At 55.3% G+C, this 15,445-nt stretch carries 16 protein-coding genes, 2 tRNA genes and 1 pseudogene; 13 read left to right on the top strand and 6 right to left on the bottom strand.

The features are described from left to right. The first annotated feature begins 38 nt into the window (after window positions 1–38). From nac to ldtA, 3 genes are all read left to right on the top strand, one after another. Window positions 39–956, top strand: a complete 918-nt coding sequence (gene nac, locus CMQ96_RS01990; RefSeq protein ID WP_004132716.1) for a nitrogen assimilation transcriptional regulator NAC — start codon at window positions 39–41, stop codon at window positions 954–956. Window positions 957–1,062: 106 nt separating this feature from the next. After that, entirely contained in the window at window positions 1,063–2,013 is a 951-nt protein-coding gene (gene cbl, locus CMQ96_RS01985) for an HTH-type transcriptional regulator Cbl (protein ID WP_004122262.1), read from the top strand. A 78-nt stretch (window positions 2,014–2,091) separates the two neighbouring features. After that, window positions 2,092–3,033 carry a L,D-transpeptidase gene (gene ldtA, locus CMQ96_RS01980; protein ID WP_004132719.1) on the top strand — a complete coding sequence of 314 codons (942 nt, stop codon included), beginning with the start codon at window positions 2,092–2,094 and terminating at the stop codon, window positions 3,031–3,033. Between the two features lie 102 nt (window positions 3,034–3,135). On the opposite strand, the gene CMQ96_RS01975 is transcribed toward ldtA, so the two are convergent. Beyond that, window positions 3,136–3,744 (bottom strand): glutathione S-transferase, encoded by a 609-nt coding sequence (locus CMQ96_RS01975; RefSeq protein WP_098065776.1) that lies wholly within the window; start codon window positions 3,742–3,744, stop codon window positions 3,136–3,138. A gap of 213 nt (window positions 3,745–3,957) precedes the next feature. Between CMQ96_RS01975 and CMQ96_RS01970 the strand changes: the two genes are divergently transcribed. Next, window positions 3,958–4,944 carry a LysR substrate-binding domain-containing protein gene (locus tag CMQ96_RS01970; protein ID WP_098065774.1) on the top strand — a complete coding sequence of 329 codons (987 nt, stop codon included), beginning with the start codon at window positions 3,958–3,960 and terminating at the stop codon, window positions 4,942–4,944. A gap of 178 nt (window positions 4,945–5,122) precedes the next feature. Here the strand turns inward: CMQ96_RS01970 and CMQ96_RS01965 are convergent, their stop codons facing one another. Genes CMQ96_RS01965 through CMQ96_RS01955 form a run of 3 tightly spaced genes read right to left on the bottom strand, consistent with a single transcriptional unit; the run spans window position 5,123 to window position 7,129 of the window. Beyond that, window positions 5,123–5,890 (bottom strand): molybdopterin-dependent oxidoreductase, encoded by a 768-nt coding sequence (locus tag CMQ96_RS01965; protein WP_004132727.1) that lies wholly within the window; start codon window positions 5,888–5,890, stop codon window positions 5,123–5,125. Continuing rightward, window positions 5,880–6,488 (bottom strand): cytochrome b/b6 domain-containing protein, encoded by a 609-nt coding sequence (locus CMQ96_RS01960; RefSeq protein ID WP_004132729.1) that lies wholly within the window; start codon window positions 6,486–6,488, stop codon window positions 5,880–5,882. Before CMQ96_RS01960 ends, CMQ96_RS01965 begins: the two co-directional genes overlap by 11 nt. A 14-nt stretch (window positions 6,489–6,502) precedes the next feature. After that, window positions 6,503–7,129, bottom strand: coding sequence for a hypothetical protein (locus CMQ96_RS01955; RefSeq protein WP_004132731.1), 627 nt, complete (start codon window positions 7,127–7,129; stop codon window positions 6,503–6,505). A gap of 139 nt (window positions 7,130–7,268) precedes the next feature. On the opposite strand from CMQ96_RS01955, the gene CMQ96_RS01950 reads away from it, so the two are divergent. The 6 genes and pseudogenes from CMQ96_RS01950 to CMQ96_RS01925 all read left to right on the top strand — a co-directional run bounded on the left by CMQ96_RS01950 (window position 7,269) and on the right by CMQ96_RS01925 (window position 11,129). Further along, a complete protein-coding gene (locus tag CMQ96_RS01950; protein WP_004132733.1) occupies window positions 7,269–7,937 on the top strand; it encodes a heavy metal response regulator transcription factor in 669 nt (222 codons plus the stop codon). Continuing rightward, window positions 7,937–9,355 carry a heavy metal sensor histidine kinase gene (locus CMQ96_RS01945; protein ID WP_049085817.1) on the top strand — a complete coding sequence of 473 codons (1,419 nt, stop codon included), beginning with the start codon at window positions 7,937–7,939 and terminating at the stop codon, window positions 9,353–9,355. Before CMQ96_RS01950 ends, CMQ96_RS01945 begins: the two co-directional genes overlap by 1 nt. 383 nt (window positions 9,356–9,738) lie before the next feature. Continuing rightward, on the top strand, window positions 9,739–10,092 hold the full coding sequence (locus CMQ96_RS01940) for a type II toxin-antitoxin system RelE/ParE family toxin (RefSeq protein ID WP_049089248.1): 354 nt from the start codon (window positions 9,739–9,741) through the stop codon (window positions 10,090–10,092). A gap of 4 nt (window positions 10,093–10,096) precedes the next feature. Then, window positions 10,097–10,399 carry a helix-turn-helix domain-containing protein gene (locus tag CMQ96_RS01935; RefSeq protein WP_004132739.1) on the top strand — a complete coding sequence of 101 codons (303 nt, stop codon included), beginning with the start codon at window positions 10,097–10,099 and terminating at the stop codon, window positions 10,397–10,399. 193 nt (window positions 10,400–10,592) lie between these two features. Further along, window positions 10,593–10,796 (top strand): annotated as a pseudogene (locus tag CMQ96_RS01930) (hypothetical protein); the annotation flags it as partial. Further along, window positions 10,797–11,129, top strand: a complete 333-nt coding sequence (locus CMQ96_RS01925) for a type II toxin-antitoxin system PemK/MazF family toxin (RefSeq protein ID WP_098065772.1) — start codon at window positions 10,797–10,799, stop codon at window positions 11,127–11,129. A 53-nt stretch (window positions 11,130–11,182) separates the two neighbouring features. On the opposite strand, the gene CMQ96_RS01920 is transcribed toward CMQ96_RS01925, so the two are convergent. After that, window positions 11,183–11,258 (bottom strand) — tRNA-Asn (locus CMQ96_RS01920). A 6-nt stretch (window positions 11,259–11,264) separates the two neighbouring features. Between CMQ96_RS01920 and CMQ96_RS29020 the strand changes: the two genes are divergently transcribed. The 3 genes from CMQ96_RS29020 to CMQ96_RS01910 all read left to right on the top strand — a co-directional run bounded on the left by CMQ96_RS29020 (window position 11,265) and on the right by CMQ96_RS01910 (window position 13,110). Continuing rightward, window positions 11,265–11,444: a DUF5951 family protein gene (locus tag CMQ96_RS29020; RefSeq protein WP_219192691.1), complete on the top strand. Its 180-nt coding sequence runs from the start codon at window positions 11,265–11,267 to the stop codon at window positions 11,442–11,444. Window positions 11,445–11,452: 8 nt separating this feature from the next. Continuing rightward, the gene (locus CMQ96_RS01915) at window positions 11,453–12,910 is read left to right on the top strand and encodes an EmmdR/YeeO family multidrug/toxin efflux MATE transporter (protein ID WP_004136541.1); all 1,458 of its coding nucleotides are present in this window, start codon (window positions 11,453–11,455) and stop codon (window positions 12,908–12,910) included. 124 nt (window positions 12,911–13,034) lie between these two features. After that, window positions 13,035–13,110 (top strand) — tRNA-Asn (locus CMQ96_RS01910). A gap of 827 nt (window positions 13,111–13,937) precedes the next feature. Here the strand turns inward: CMQ96_RS01910 and CMQ96_RS01905 are convergent. Beyond that, on the bottom strand, window positions 13,938–15,392 hold the full coding sequence (locus tag CMQ96_RS01905; protein ID WP_098065770.1) for an AMP nucleosidase: 1,455 nt from the start codon (window positions 15,390–15,392) through the stop codon (window positions 13,938–13,940). Between the last annotated feature and the right edge of the window lie 53 nt (window positions 15,393–15,445).

Here is a 15,445-nt window from a genome sequence, read left to right as displayed (position 1 = left end):
GGCCAGTGTTGGTACTGGTGTTCCTTACAGGAGGCAAAATGAACTTAAGACGACTGAAGTATTTCGTGAAAATCGTCGATATCGGCAGTCTGACCCAGGCCGCTGAAGTCTTGCACATCGCACAACCGGCGTTAAGCCAACAGGTTGCGACCCTGGAAGGCGAGCTGGACCAGCAGCTGTTGATCCGCACCAAGCGCGGCGTCACGCCGACCGAAGCGGGCAAGATCCTTTACACCCACGCTCGCACTATCCTGCGCCAGTGCGAGCAGGCGCAACTGGCGGTCAACAACGTCGGTCAGACGCTAAGCGGCCAGGTGTCAATCGGTCTGGCGCCGGGGACGGCGGCTTCGGCCATTACCATGCCGCTGCTGCAAACGGTGCGTAATGAGCTGCCGGAAGTGATGGTCTATTTGCAGGAAAGCAGCGGAACGATCCTCAACGACAAGCTTATCGACGGTCAGCTGGATATGGCCGTGCTCTACGAACGCTCGCCGGTCGCCGGGATCGTCAGCCAGCCGCTGCTGAAAGAAGATCTCTACCTGGTCGGCACCCGGGATTGTCCGGGGCAGAGCGTGGATTTGACGGCGGTTGCGGAGATGAATCTGTTCCTGCCGCGCGATTATAGCGCCGTCCGCGCGCGGGTCACCGAAGCTTTCACCCTGCGTCGCCTGTCGGCAAAAATTATCGGCGAAATTGAATCCATCACCACCCTGACGGCGGCCATTGCCAGCGGCATGGGCGTCACCGTACTCCCGGAATCCGCCGCCCGTTCGCTGTGCGGCGCGGCTAATGGCTGGATGGCGCGCATCAGCACGCCGTCAATGAGCCTGTCGCTGTCGCTTAATATGTCGGCTCGCGGCAGCCTATCTCCGCAGGCGCAGGCGGTGAAGGAAATTTTGATGTCGCTGGTGAGTCGCCCGTCGCTGGAAAACCGTGAATTATTGTTAGTCAGTTAGGCTATATTCCTGGATGGAATAAGTTGCTGGTTTTTATTATTTGTTAGCAGGGACAACAGACTTTAACAATAGCGCCTATGTTATGTCTGATAGCCCGGAGGAAAGGGTGAACTTCCAGCAACTCAAAATTATTCGTGAAGCGGCCCGTCAGGATTACAACCTGACGGAAGTCGCCAATATGCTCTATACATCGCAATCGGGCGTCAGCCGTCATATTCGTGAACTGGAAGAAGAACTGGGGATCGAAATCTTTATCCGCCGCGGCAAACGTCTGCTGGGGATGACGGAGCCGGGCAAAGCGTTACTGCTGATTGCCGAGCGTATTCTTAATGAAGCCAGCAACGTTCGCCGCCTGGCTGACCTGTTTACTAACGATGCCTCCGGCGTCTTAACCATCGCCACCACCCATACCCAGGCGCGCTATAGCCTGCCGCCGGTGATTAAAGCCTTCCGTGAACTCTTTTCCGACGTGCGTCTTGAGTTAGTTCAGGGGACGCCGCAGGAAATTGAAGCGCTGCTGCACAACGGCGGCGCGGATATTGGTATCGCCAGCGAGCGTCTGAGCAACGATCCGACGCTGGTGGCTTTTCCCTGGTTCCGCTGGCACCACAGCCTGCTGGTCCCCAAAGATCACCCGCTGACCCAGGTGACGCCGTTAACCCTCGATGCCATCGCCCGCTGGCCGCTCATTACCTATCGTCAGGGAATTACCGGCCGCTCGCGTATTGACGAAGCCTTTAACCGTAAAGGACTGATGCCGGATATCGTATTAAGCGCTCAGGACTCCGACGTCATCAAAACTTACGTCGAACTGGGGCTGGGAGTTGGGCTGGTAGCGGAACAGTCAGGCGACGCGCGCGAGTCTGATACCTTTACGCGTCTCGATACCCGCCATTTGTTTGACGCCAATACCGTCTGGCTGGGCCTGAAGCGCGGGCAGCTGCAGCGAAACTACGTCTGGCGCTTTATTGAACTGTGCAACGCTGGGCTGTCGCTGGAGGAAATTAAACGCCAGGCGATGGAGCCGGAAGAAGCGGCGATTGATTATCAGATTTAGCAGGATGATAAATCAGATATGAGATAGCAAACGAAGCTATAATTTATTCACGATTATCGCCACAAAGGAAGGGAAATTGTGCGGCGTGTGAAACTGCTTTGTTCTCTTATTATGATCCTCACCAGCCAGAGCGCTCTGGCGGTGAGCTACCCGTTGCCGCCGGAAGGAAGCCGCCTGGTGGGCAGTCCGCTGACCATCACTATTCCGCAACATAATACCCAGCCGCTGGAGGCCTTCGCCGCTCAGTACGGCCAGGGTCTGAGCAACATGCTTGAGGCCAACCCCGGCGTCGACGTATACCTGCCGAAATCGGGTTCCACGCTGGTGGTGCCGCAGCAGCTTATTCTGCCCGCCACGGTACGCCAGGGCATTGTGATCAACGTTGCAGAAATGCGTCTCTACTACTATCCACCTGAAGGCACAACCGTTGATGTTCTGCCGATTGGCATTGGTCAGGCAGGACGCGAAACCCCGCGTAACTGGGTCACCGCCGTGGAGCGTAAGCAAGAGGCGCCAACCTGGACGCCAACCGCCAATACCCGTCGTGAATACGCCAGTCGGGGCGAAAGCCTGCCCGCGTTTGTGCCGGCCGGGCCGGATAACCCAATGGGGCTGTATGCGATTTACATCGGCAGGCTCTACGCGATTCATGGCACCAACGCCAATTTCGGTATCGGCCTGCGCGTGAGCCAGGGCTGCATCCGCCTGCGTAACGACGATATCAAATACCTGTTTGATACCGTTCCGGTCGGAACGCGCGTGCAAATCATCGATCAGCCGGTGAAATATACCGTCGAGCCGGACGGCAGCCGCTGGGTTGAAGTCCACGAACCGTTGTCGCGCAACCGCGCGGAGTATGAATCGGACCGTAAGGTGCCGCTCCCGGTCACGCCGGCGCTTCAGGCCTTTGTGAAGGGGGAGGGCGTGGATGTGAATCGTGCGGAGCAAGCGCTTGAACGCCGCTCCGGTATGCCGGTGGCGATTGGGCATTCAGCTATGCCGGCAGGTAGCGGATTTTAACCTTTTCCGCCACGCTGAACGGTTTCTGCGCGCCCGCGGGTGCCGGGCGCTATTGGTCGTCGTGGAGATTCATGTTGGGTATTTAGCTTCATCTCTTTGAGCTTAACCAAAGGGATGTTTTTTAAATGCGCTATGGGCTTCATATAATTCAGCAGCGGATTGAATATGATTAAAGTCTCCCGCATAAACCACGTGGGGGATCATCGACTGAATAAATGTCCAGATTACCGTACTCGTTACTGCCACCTGATCGGGGACCGCGGCCGCCGAACGGTTTTCCAGCAGGGTATTCCACTCCCTGCAGGCCGCCAGCAGCTGAATCGTGATGCGCTCTATCCACGGATTATGCTGCTTTTCCGCCGGGCGCAGGTTGTGTTCATACACGTTCTGCACCGCCTTTTCACCCGTGGCGAGAATAAAGCCCAGCGTTTGCAGATCGCTTGCCTGCGCCAGTGGATCGACCGGCAGCAGCTTGCGCGCCGGGGAGGCCTGGCCTTCAAAATAGGCCAGTATCAGCGACGAGTCCATCAGGCGAATTCCGTTATCCAGCAAAAGCGTCGGCGCTTTTACCGCGGGATTGATGCGGGAAAACGCGTCAAAGCTGCTGAATACCGACAGCGGGTGACTTTCAAACTCGACGCCGTAGAGTTCAAGAGAAATCGCCACGCGCCTGACATAAGGCGAATCCATCATGCCGATAAGTTTAATCATGATTCCTGTTTTCCTGTCTCTGTGAAATGACGCAACTCAATTCATTAATACGAATGGGGACTCAGTAGCGGCGGGTTAACGCTTCATCACCGGTGGTGAACAGACATTACAATAAATTGTGCATAGCGAATATCATCGGTATCTAACGGATCGGGTTAGTATTACTGACAGGTTGTTGGTCACGTATATTGAGTTAAGCTGCGGGAGTGAAGCATGTCGGATTTTCCACCTATTGCCAGTTTGCGTAGTTTTGAAGCCGTGGCCCGGCTTGGCAGCGTGACGCTGGCGGCGAAAGAACTTCACGTTACGCATTCAGCCATCAGCCAGCAGATTAAAGTGCTGGAGGAGATGGTCGGCTTAAAGCTGTTTATCCGTCACGGTCGCGGCGTGCAGATTAATGAAGACGGGCGGCTCTATGCCTTACAGGTCCGCGAGGCGTTGCATCATATCGCTGATGCCACCCGGCTGGTGCAGGTCAAACCGAGAAGGCAGGAGCTGACGCTGGCGATGGTACCCTCCTTTGGTAGTCACTGGTTAGTGCCGCGACTGGAGCGGTTTTGGGCGACATATCCCCATATCTCGCTGCGCATACAGGCGAGTCTGGCGATCGCCGACATGCAGCAGGAAGGGATTGATATGGCGATCCGAATGGGCAAAGGCGACTGGGAAGGAATGGAAAGCCATTATCTTTTCGCCGATGAGCTTATCGTCGTGGCCGCGCCATCCTATAACGACGGCGCGCTTCCCCGAACACCATCAGAGATAGCGAAGAGTAAAATTATCTTCTCGATGGAGTCGTGGAAAACATGGTGCGTTAATGCGGGACTTGAAAGAGAGATTGTGCCCGGCGGTTTGTGCATCAACGACTCGAACCTGGTTCTGGAGGCCGTCCGGCTTGGTAAAGGTATCGCGCTGGAACGCCGCTCGTTAGTCCAGGAGGCGCTCTGCAGAGGCGAACTGGTCCAGCTTACGCCTTTCACCGCCCCATATCCGTGGCCTTACTGGCTGGTGTCGTCGCAGGCCGCTGAACAGAAAACCGAAGCCGTTCTGTTTAAGGCCTGGCTTGATGAGGAGGTTGCTGCATGGGGTCAACAAACTGACGCGCTGGAAAAGAAACATCCGCGAGACGGAAACCGTCGCTCCCGCCCGGAGGCGGGATACCCTGAGAACATTCATAACATGGGTGATGTCGATGAATAAAAATATTCTCCAGCAATAGAATTTGAAAAGGCGAGTGAAAATAATCTGGCTTAAAAACCGACCTTATAACGCGCTTTTGTCTTGTCGATACGCCTGATGCCTCTTCGGTTTTGTCGTCCGGTCGCGATCCCGCGCCATTAACGCTGCCCGGTTCCGTTTTACCGGCGCAGCGCGGGCGCTAAATACCGCTAAACCAGTTATAGCCCTGATCCTCCCAGTAGCCGCCGGGGTTGGTATCGCTGACGAAAATGGCGGCGATATGCTTGGCGTTTTTGAACCCCAGCTTGGTCGGCACCCGCAGTCGTAGCGGAAAACCATACTCCGCCGGCAGCGACTTACCGGCAAAATCCAGCGCCAGAATGGTTTGCGGGTGCAGCGCGGTGGCCATATCAATACTGGAATAATAGCGATCCGCGCACTTAAAGCCGACATAGCGCGCGTTGAGGTCGGCGCCGACATGTTGCAGGAATAGCTTTAGCGGTACGCCGCCCCATTGACCAATTGCGCTCCAGCCTTCAATGCAGATCAGCCGGGTGATCTGGCTCTGTTGCGGCAGACGCTGTAGCTGTTCCAGCGTCCACGGCGCTTTTTTCTCCACCTTACCGGAGACTTCCAGACGATAGTCGAACAGATCGACTTCCGGCGCGTTATATTGCGGATAAAAAGCGTTAAACGGAAAGGGGTGGGTAATTTGATCCGGACGGTAAGTCTGGGCCAGGCGCTGGCCGCTGAACAGCCAGGACTGGACCCGATCGTTCCAGCGCGACATAGCCCACAGCACTTTGTCGACTTGATCGCCATCCTGCATGTTGCATCCGGTCAGCATCGCCACGCCTCCCAGCGTCAGCCCGGATCGCAGGAGTAATCGGCGCTGCACATTTACCAGCTGTTTTTTCTGATCCGGCTCGAGCGCGGGCGCCCGGCGGGTTGGCGCTTTACCCTTCATGTTTGCCTCCTGACAGCATGGCCCACAGGGTGGAAGGTACGATTAACACCATCAGTACATGGATAACGACGAACAGTCCGATGCCCGCCATGGCGCAGAAGTGGACATAGCGCGCGACAGGAAAACCGCCAAACAGCGCCACCAGCCAGTAGAGCTGTACCGGTTTCCAGATAGCCAGCCCGGAGAGCACCAGCAGCAGGCCGAGCGCCATAACGCCGAGGTACATAAGCTTTTGAATCGCATTGTAATGGCCGAGGCGGTGGTTCAGCCGCAGCGTTAAGGTCAGCCAGATATCCTGCCGGAGCGCGGCCAGACGTAGCGGCAGCAGGTCGCGGCGTAGATGGCCGCTGAACAGACTCCACAGCAGGTAGCAAACAGCGTTAACGACCAGCAGCCACATGACCGCCAGGTGCCAGCCAATCGCGCCGCCCAGCCAGCCGCCCAGGGTGAGGGAGGGCGGAAAGCGGAAGTCGAACAGCGGCGAAGCGTTGTAGATTTCCCAGCCGCTCATGAACATACCGATCATGGCGACCAGATTCACCCAGTGGGTGAGCCTGACCGGCCAGCGATGTACTGGCCGCGACGCGTTGGTTTTCATGCACGTCTCCTGGATTACATCGGCGGTACGGTGCCGTCTTTTCCGGCGGAAATGCGGGTGGCGACGCGTTCGCCTTTATCGTTAGTGGCGGAGAACAGCACGATATGCGTACCGGGCTTCAGCAGGCCGCGATCGCCGGGATTGATGGTCACTACCGGCGTATCGTCAGGGACGATGACGTTTTTTTGCCGATCGCCGTATTTAACGGTTAGCGTGCGGCCGTTGGCGTTTACCAGCTTGCCGATGGTGCCGTTGGTCATGGTGTTGATTTTACCGTCCGCGGACTCCCACGGAGAATGCCCTTCGCCCGTGCCGCGGAGGCTGGCGGCAAACACGTGTACTTCCAGCGCCTTCAGGCTACCGTCGGCCTGGGGGACCGCTGCGGTGCCGATAAAGCTGTCCGGCTTGATATCGTCGATCGAACCTTTGGCGACGCTAAAAACCTGCGTTTTGTCGTTGAGCTTTACGTCGACCTTTTCCCCTTGACGGTTGCTGATTTGCAGAGCGGTATCCGAGACCTGATCGATGGTGCCGCGCAGCGGCGTGATAGCTTTAGCCGGCGTCTGCGCCGCAGTGGCTATGCCGCTGCAGAGCATCAGGGTAGACAACAGTAAACCGGCAATACGATGGCGTGTATGCATGACATTCTCCTGTGATGGTTTGCCGGTTAAGCATGGCCAGGGGATCGGGACAACACCATGTCCGTTTGATGACATTAATGTCATCAAGCCGCGGCGCAGAAACTGTTAATCTGTCCGCAGACGTGAAGAGGTGGTAAGCATGCGCATATTAGTGGTGGAAGATGATATCGGGACCGGTAATTACCTGAAAAAGGGGTTAACGGAGGCCGGATACGGCGTTGATTTGGCGCGCGACGGTACCGACGGCTTATTTCGGGCGCTGGAGTATGGTTACGATGCGATAGTGCTCGACGTCATGCTGCCCGGGCTTGACGGCTGGCAGATTATTGATGTTTTACGCAAGAAAAGCGATGTGCCGATACTGTTTCTTACCGCCCGCGACGAGGTGCAGGACCGTATTCATGGCCTGGAGCTGGGGGCGGACGATTACCTGGTCAAACCTTTCTCCTTTACCGAACTGGTGCTCAGGTTGCGTACGCTGTTGCGCCGCGGAACCGTACGGGAATCCGATCGCTATGAAATTGCCGACCTGCATATTGATGTGCTGCGGCGCAGAGCCACCCGTCAGGACACCGTGATACCGCTGACCAACAAAGAGTTTATGCTGCTGCATCTGCTGGTCCGGCGTGAAGGAGAGGTGCTGTCGCGCACCATGATCGCCTCGCAGGTATGGGATATGAATTTCGACAGCGACACCAACGTGGTGGATGTGGCGATCAAACGCCTGCGCGCCAAAATCGACCGGCCGTTCGATATCAAACTTATTCATACCGTCCGCGGCATCGGCTACGTTTGCGAGGTTCGTTGATGAACGTGCTGGCTCGCCGTTGGCAGGCGACATCGCTGACGTTGCGAAGCGCCGTTCTGTTTGCCCTGGTTGCAGCGCTGGTGGTCAGCGCCGCTGGCGGATACTTATATCACGCCATGCGTCAGGAGATGATTCACCGTAGCGATCTGCAGGTGACCGGGCGCATAGAATATTACCGAAACGTACTCAGTAAACGCTTTCCGCTGGAGCGGCTGGTGGCGAACACCGGGATGTTCGAAAACATGTTGGGCAACGAGCAGGACGTTTTAATCTTTCGTATTCCGGGACAGGCGCCGTTAATTAATGTGAATCCTGCCAGGGTTCAATTACCGTCGGTGACGCCGACGCCGGCGGATCGTCCGCAGCGCCTGAATGAGGTACAGAGCGGAATGACCGGGCAGGGTGTTCCGCTGCGTGTGGCGTCGGGGCTGGTGACGCTGGAAGATGGCAGGGTACTGCAAATTTCTGTCGCGCATGTGATGGTAAATGAACAGAAAATGCTGGCGCGCTACCTGTGGCGCGTCATCGCGGCGGTGGCGGTGGCCTTTCTGGCGATTGCGCTGCTGGGCTACTGGGTGATGCGTCGCGAGCTGCGGCCATTAAGGCGTATGGCCGCAGAGGCGGCGATCATCACGCCCAGTACGCTGGCGACTCGCCTGAGCGAACAGGACGCGCCGCAGGAACTGCAGCAGCTGATTGTCTCCTTCAACGCCATGCTCGACAGGCTCAACGAAGGCTATCAGCGCCTGACGCGGTTTTCCGCCGATCTGGCCCACGAGATCCGCACACCGGTAGGGGCGCTAATGGGCCAGTGTCAAGTGGCGCTGTATCAGCCTCGCAGCGTGGAGGAGTATGAAACGTTGCTCTCCAGCAACATGGAGGAGTTGGAACGCATTTCACGCATGGTGGAAAATATTCTGTTTCTGGCGCGCGCCAGCCATGCGCAGTCGGTGCTGAACTGCCGGGAACTGGATATTGCTCAGGAGCTACAGCGTGTCGCGGATTATTTCGAGGGGCTGGCGGAGGAGCGCGATATTCTGCTGATTTGCGAAGGCGAAGGGCAGCTGTGGGCCGATGCGATGCTGTTCCAGAGGGCGTTAAGCAATCTGGTGGCCAACGCGGTTCGCTATGCCGATGAAGCGAGCCAAATCATCTTACGAGCCGGCATGGAAGAAAACCGACAGATCATCCAGGTGATTAATCAGGGCCCGCCGATTGCGCAGGTACATCTGGAAAAGCTGTTTGAGCGTTTCTATCGCGCAGACGCCGCGCGCAGTAGCCATGCCAGCGGGCTGGGATTGTCGATCGTACGCGCAATTATGACTCTGCACGGCGGTGAGGCTCGCGCTCAGTGCCTGTCGCAGCAGCCGGGCGCGCAAATTGTTTTCAGCCTGATTTTCCCGAAACGCTCAGCGTAGCGGTAAACAAAAATCCCGCTTAGTTTCCATAAGCGGGCTTCTTAAATATAGCTCCTCTGACTGGGAGCGCCTTTGCCATTAACGGGCTGATTGAAAAGCTACATCCCGAAATTAGGGTTGTCGAGACTCTCTGAGTTGCAGGCGGGAGACCGAGAGAACGCCAGTGACGCGCGACAGCTCAGCATGCACTGTGCCAATACCTGAACGGCTTTTTCGGGACAGGTCGTAAAACGGTGAATCCCTTGCATGTTATTCACTGAAATAGCCGAATGCGTCTTCAGCTTTGCAGTAACGACGCATGAATCTCGTGTCCCATCTCTCCATAATCAATTTTATAGGTTTACACCTATATAGCATTTGACCTATATTGATTTGGAGGTCCCGTGTGGATGATTAAAACAACGGATACGTTTGAGCGCTGGTTTACCTCGCTCAACGATACCGATAGGGCCAGGGTGCTTGCAGCGTTGTTGGTCCTGCGAGAAAAGGGGCCGGGTTTGTCCAGACCTTATGCCGATACGCTGAGAGGCTCCCGCTACAGCGACATGAAAGAGTTGCGTATTCAGAGCCGGGGCGAGCCGATACGGGCATTTTTCGCTTTTGACCCGGCCCGTACCGGCATTGTGCTTTGTGCCGGTAATAAGGTTGGCAATGAAAAACGTTTTTACGATGAGATGCTCCCTGTTGCTGAGCGGGAATTCACGAACTGGCTGAAGACATTCAAAGAGAAGGAGTAACGCGATGGGCAGAACGTTGGAACAGCTGATGGCGGATGAAAAACCGGAAGTCGTGGCTGACGCCCGGGCTATGGCGGCGGACATCCTGCTCAACATTCACCTTGCAGAACTGCGTGAGAAAGTACAGAAAACGCAGGTCGAAATGGCGCAGGCGCTGGGCATCAGGCAACCTACCGTTGCAGGCATGGAAAAACCAGGCCGTGACCTGAAGCTTTCCACGCTTAAACGCTACGTTGAAGCCACCGGCGGCAAGCTACGTCTTGATGTTGAGTTGCCGGATGGTTCTCACTACGGATTTGAACTGTAAACCGTGAGCGGTTGAGCAGCGGAACGGTCAGCATGAAAAGCTCGACAAGGTGGCCTTCACGCTTTTGCTGATGCCCCTCCGGCGCAGCCCGGATACGGAAGCTGCACCGCATTTCGTTTATCCGATCCGCGATAATCCTTTGAGCCACCAAAACAGTTTTCTATTATCGGCCTTCTTTGTTACGCACTAAGCTCCCGCCGTTCTGAAAACGCTGGAACTGTCGACGGACAGCGAAGTCGGCATGACCATTAATAATGGCTGCCTGATTATTGAACCCCAGAAACGGCCCCATTATTCGCTTGAGGAACTGCTGGCGCAGTGCGATCCGCACGCCGAAATGAGCGAAGAGGATCGGGAATGGATTGATGCGCCTGCGGTGGGCAAGGAGATCCTGTAAATGGACAGAGGAGAAATCTGGCTCGTTTCACTGGATCCGATTGCAGGCTACGAGCAAAGCGGAAAACGTCCCGTGCTTATCGTATCGAAGGCATCGTTTAACAAGCTGACCCGGCTACCCGTTGTTGTTCCCATCACCAGCGGCGGAAACTTTGCCCGCACGGCAGGTTTCACCGTTTCACTGGCAGGGGCAGGGACAAAAACGATTGGCGTTATTCGCTGCGACCAGCCCAGAACCATTGATATGGCTGCCCGGAACGGCATGCGGCTGGAAAGCATATCAGACGCTATGGTAAATGAAGTGCTTGCCAGGCTGGATGCTATTTTGAGTTAACGCCAGGATGCAGAAAAGCAAAAAGCCTGCTTCAAAAGCAGGCTTTTCAAATTTGGCTCCTCTGACTGGACTCGAACCAGTGACATACGGATTAACAGTCCGCCGTTCTACCGACTGAACTACAGAGGAATCGTTGTGGAGTCGTATCTTAGCGGCGAAAAAACTTTTGTCAAACATCTATTCGCCGTCCGTTGCTCAACTGGCGCATCCATCAACAAATTGTCGCCATTATCGACAATTTATCGGGAAAAATGCTTTGCAGGATTAGCTTTTCTCTATCATCATTTGAAATGTAGTTTCAACTTTTCTCACTAAGGTCTCCCTTGAACGTCACCGCCGCCTTACGCCAGTCCGTCGAACGCACGTCCTGGTTTAAAAAACGCAAGAGCTATCGCGTCCTTTACTGGCGTGAAATCAGCCCGCTTGCGGTCCCGATTTTGCTGGAAAACGCCTGCGTACTGCTGATGGGCGTGTTGAGTACTTTTTTGGTTAGCTGGCTCGGTAAAGAGGCCATGGCGGGCGTTGGCCTGGCCGATAGCTTCAACATGGTGATTATGTCCTTTTTTGCCGCCATCGACCTCGGTACGACCGTGGTGGTGGCGTTTAGCCTGGGCAAACGTGACCGGCGGCGGGCAAGGGCGGCAGCGCGCCAGTCGCTGGCGATAATGACCCTGTTTTCGATTATTCTCGCAGCCGTTATCCATGCTTTTGGGGCGGAAATTATCAATTTTGTCGCCGGCGATGCGACAGAAGAGGTGAAAGGCCTGGCGCTCACCTACCTTGAACTGACGGTATTGAGCTACCCGGCGGCGGCAATCGCCCTGATCGGCAGCGGTGCGCTACGCGGCGCCGGAACCACTAAAATTCCGCTGTTGATCAACGGCGGGATGAATATCCTCAACATTATCATCAGCAGCATCCTGATTTACGGCATTTTCTCGTGGCCCGGTATGGGGTTCGTCGGCGCCGGTCTTGGATTGACGATTGCCCGCTACATTGGCGCGGTGGCCACGATTTGGGTGCTAATGATCGGTTTTAACCCGGCGCTGCGCATTTCGCTGAAGAGCTATTTTAAGCCGTTTAACTTCGCCATTATCTGGGAAGTGATGGGTATCGGTATTCCCGCCAGCATTGAATCGGTCTTGTTCAACGGCGGCAAGCTGCTGACGCAAATGTTTGTCGCTGGGATGGGCACTAACGTGATTGCCGGCAACTTTATCGCCTTCTCGGTTGCCGCGCTGATCAACCTGCCGGGGAACGCCCTCGGTTCAGCATCGACCATTATCACCGGCCGACGTCTCGGAAAAGGGCAGATCGGCCAGGCAGAGCGTCAGGCGTGGCATGTCTTCTGGCTGTCGACCATCATTTTGACGGTGATTGCCTGGGGAACCGCGCCGCTTGCCGGTCTGATCGCCTCGTTCTATACCAGTGAAGAAGATGTCAAAGTGGTGGTAAAAGAGCTGCTGTGGCTGAACGCCTTCTTTATGCCGATCTGGGCGATGGCCTGGACGCTGCCGTGCGCCTTTAAAGGGGCGCGTGACGTGCGCTACACCATGTGGGTCTCAATGCTTGGCATGTGGGGCTGCCGCGTGGTGGCGGGCTATACGCTGGGGATTGTACTGGGGATGGGGGTTATCGGCGTTTGGCTCGGGATGGTGCTTGACTGGGCGGTGCGCGGCGTTCTGTTTTACTGCCGAATGGTCAGCGGGCGCTGGCTGTGGAAGTATCCGCGAACGAAAGCGCAGAGGGAAGAGACCAGTGCGCCGGCCAAAGAGAGCTAATCTCACAGAGCGAAGCGGGACTTTTCGCCCAAAGTGGAGAATTATTCGGCAAACGGTTTGAAATGTGAAAACAGCCTTTGACAAGGTGGGGCGCCATCGATAATATGCGCCCCGTTCACACGATTCCTCTGTAGTTCAGTCGGTAGAACGGCGGACTGTTAATCCGTATGTCACTGGTTCGAGTCCAGTCAGAGGAGCCAAATTTAAGAAGCCCGCTTAAGGAAACTTAAGCGGGCTTTTTGCTTTCTATTCCATAGACACGATGGCGGCAACGTCGGGGCGCAGAAGAACATACCCTGCGTACCATCAGGTTTTTAAAACCAGGATACAATTAGGGAAATTAGCCCGATCGCGACTGTCCAGAAAAAAAACGTTGCTAATAAAATAAACAGGCGGATATTCCCTATGGTTAATTTCATAAAGCTGTCTTCCCTACTTTTACGAAAATAGTCCATTGCCGATCGCGATAGATAAGCATATCCATGGTTGCTTACCGTCGACATGCGCAATTTAACTCTGGTAATGTAGTAACAAGATATTTGTTGCAAATAACCTGTCGCTATTAAAGGATGATTCCAGGGGGAGAGTAACGCCCATAGGTAACTCTTTGATTATTTTGATCTCTCAATGGCACTGTCTATCTTGTACCGCTTTTTGGTTGCTTGTGAATTTATGTAATTAATTTAATAGGTTACGAGACCCCATTCAAGTGTTAATCAAGCCACAGTGGGACGTTTTATGATCATGTGACAAATATTGTTAATATGTTAACAGTGTGTTTTTTTAATCGATGCAGTTATTTTTTTAATCTCGGCAGTTTAGCAATAATATTTCTCGGATAGGCGGTATGGCCATTTTCGGAGGAATTTTTACCATTAAAGAAAATAAAAATTTTATTGTATTACGGCAGGAGAGTGGTTATTGGCTCTCTGGCCGAACGACTCTCCTTCGCTAACGCTTAGTCCGGAGGGCATAAATATTTCACGCCACCCGGACTGAGTTTATTCTGCGCGTATGATATCAGCGCTTAGCGGAACGGCGGTTCGTTGAAGGTTCTCAGCTTGCGCGAATGCATGTGGTCGCCTTCGGCGCGCAACAGGTCAATCGCCCGGATACCAATCTGCAAATGTTCGGAGATAGCCCCTTCATAGAAGCGGTTCGCCTGGCCCGGCAGCTTAATTTCGCCGTGCAGCGGTTTATCGGAGACGCACAGCAGGGTGCCGTAGGGGACGCGGAAGCGATAGCCCTGGGCGGCAATGGTCGCGCTTTCCATATCGATAGCCACCGCGCGGCTGAGGTTAAAACGCAGCGCCGAGGCCGAGTAGCGCAGCTCCCAGTTACGATCGTCGGTGGTGACCACCGTTCCGGTACGCAGCCGCTGTTTCACTTCTTCACCGGGCATGCCGCTGACCTGCTTCGTGGCGTCGTAGAGCGCGCGCTGAACTTCGGCAATGCTCGGAATCGGGATATCCGGCGGCAGCACCGCATCCAGCACATGGTCGTCGCGCAGATAGGCGTGGGCCAGCACGTAGTCGCCGATATTCTGGCTTTCACGCAGGCCGCCGCAGTGGCCAATCATCAGCCAGACGTCCGGACGCAGCACCGCCAGATGGTCGCAGATATTTTTGGCATTCGCCGGACCGACGCCAATATTAATCAGCGTGATCCCCTGGCCGTCTTTGGTGATCAGGTGCCAGGCGGGCATCTGGTGCTTTTTCCACGCCAGATCGGAAATCGCCTCTTCCGGCGCCTCCGTGTCCGCCGTTATCCAGATCCCGCCCGCGCAGGAGAGGGCGATATAGGGACTCTCGGGATCGAGAATTTGGCTACAGCCCCAGCGCACGAACTCATCGACGTAGCGGGTGTAGTTGGTAAAAGGCATATACGGCTGGAAATGATCAACCGGCGTGCCGGTATAGTGACGCAGGCGCGCCAGCGAGAAATCGACGCGGCGGGCGTCGAAGTGCGAAAGCGGATAGTATTCCGTCGAATGAAACAGACCATCGGCGGTTTCATCGCCAATTTGCGACAGCTCGGTGGTGGGGAAAAAACGCGTCAGGCCGGCGCTCATTGAACGATCGAGCGTAAGCTCTGAGCCATCAATGACGTACGGATAGGGGATCTCATGCTGCGATAGCCCGACGGTAATCGCGGCATCGTAATCCTGATACAGCATGGTGAGCTGTTCCAGCAGATAGGCGCGAAACAGTTTAGGGTTAGTAATAGTGGTGGTATAGCAACCGCTATGGGTAAAACGACCCCAGGCCCGGGTTTTTAACGCTTTATGTTCCGCTCCGTCCCACGATACCGACAGCTGCGGGTAAACGAACAGCCCTTCCGCACGGGCACTATTCTCGGGGAGGATATTATGGTGAATATAGTCGCCGATGGCTTTACGCAGCGCATTGACCGATTTTTCATAGAGCGCTTCGAGTTGCGTAAGCGCCTGTTCTGGGGTCAGCCTGGCGGCTTTCTGGTTCATGACTTACTCCTTGTTTCTGCTCTGCTGACGTTTTGCTTAGTATGTCACAGGCT

It is taken from the genome of Klebsiella sp. MBT K-1 (genome assembly GCF_002556465.1).
Lineage (GTDB): Bacteria > Pseudomonadota > Gammaproteobacteria > Enterobacterales > Enterobacteriaceae > Klebsiella > Klebsiella grimontii.
This window is presented reverse-complemented; position numbering and strand designations above follow the sequence as displayed.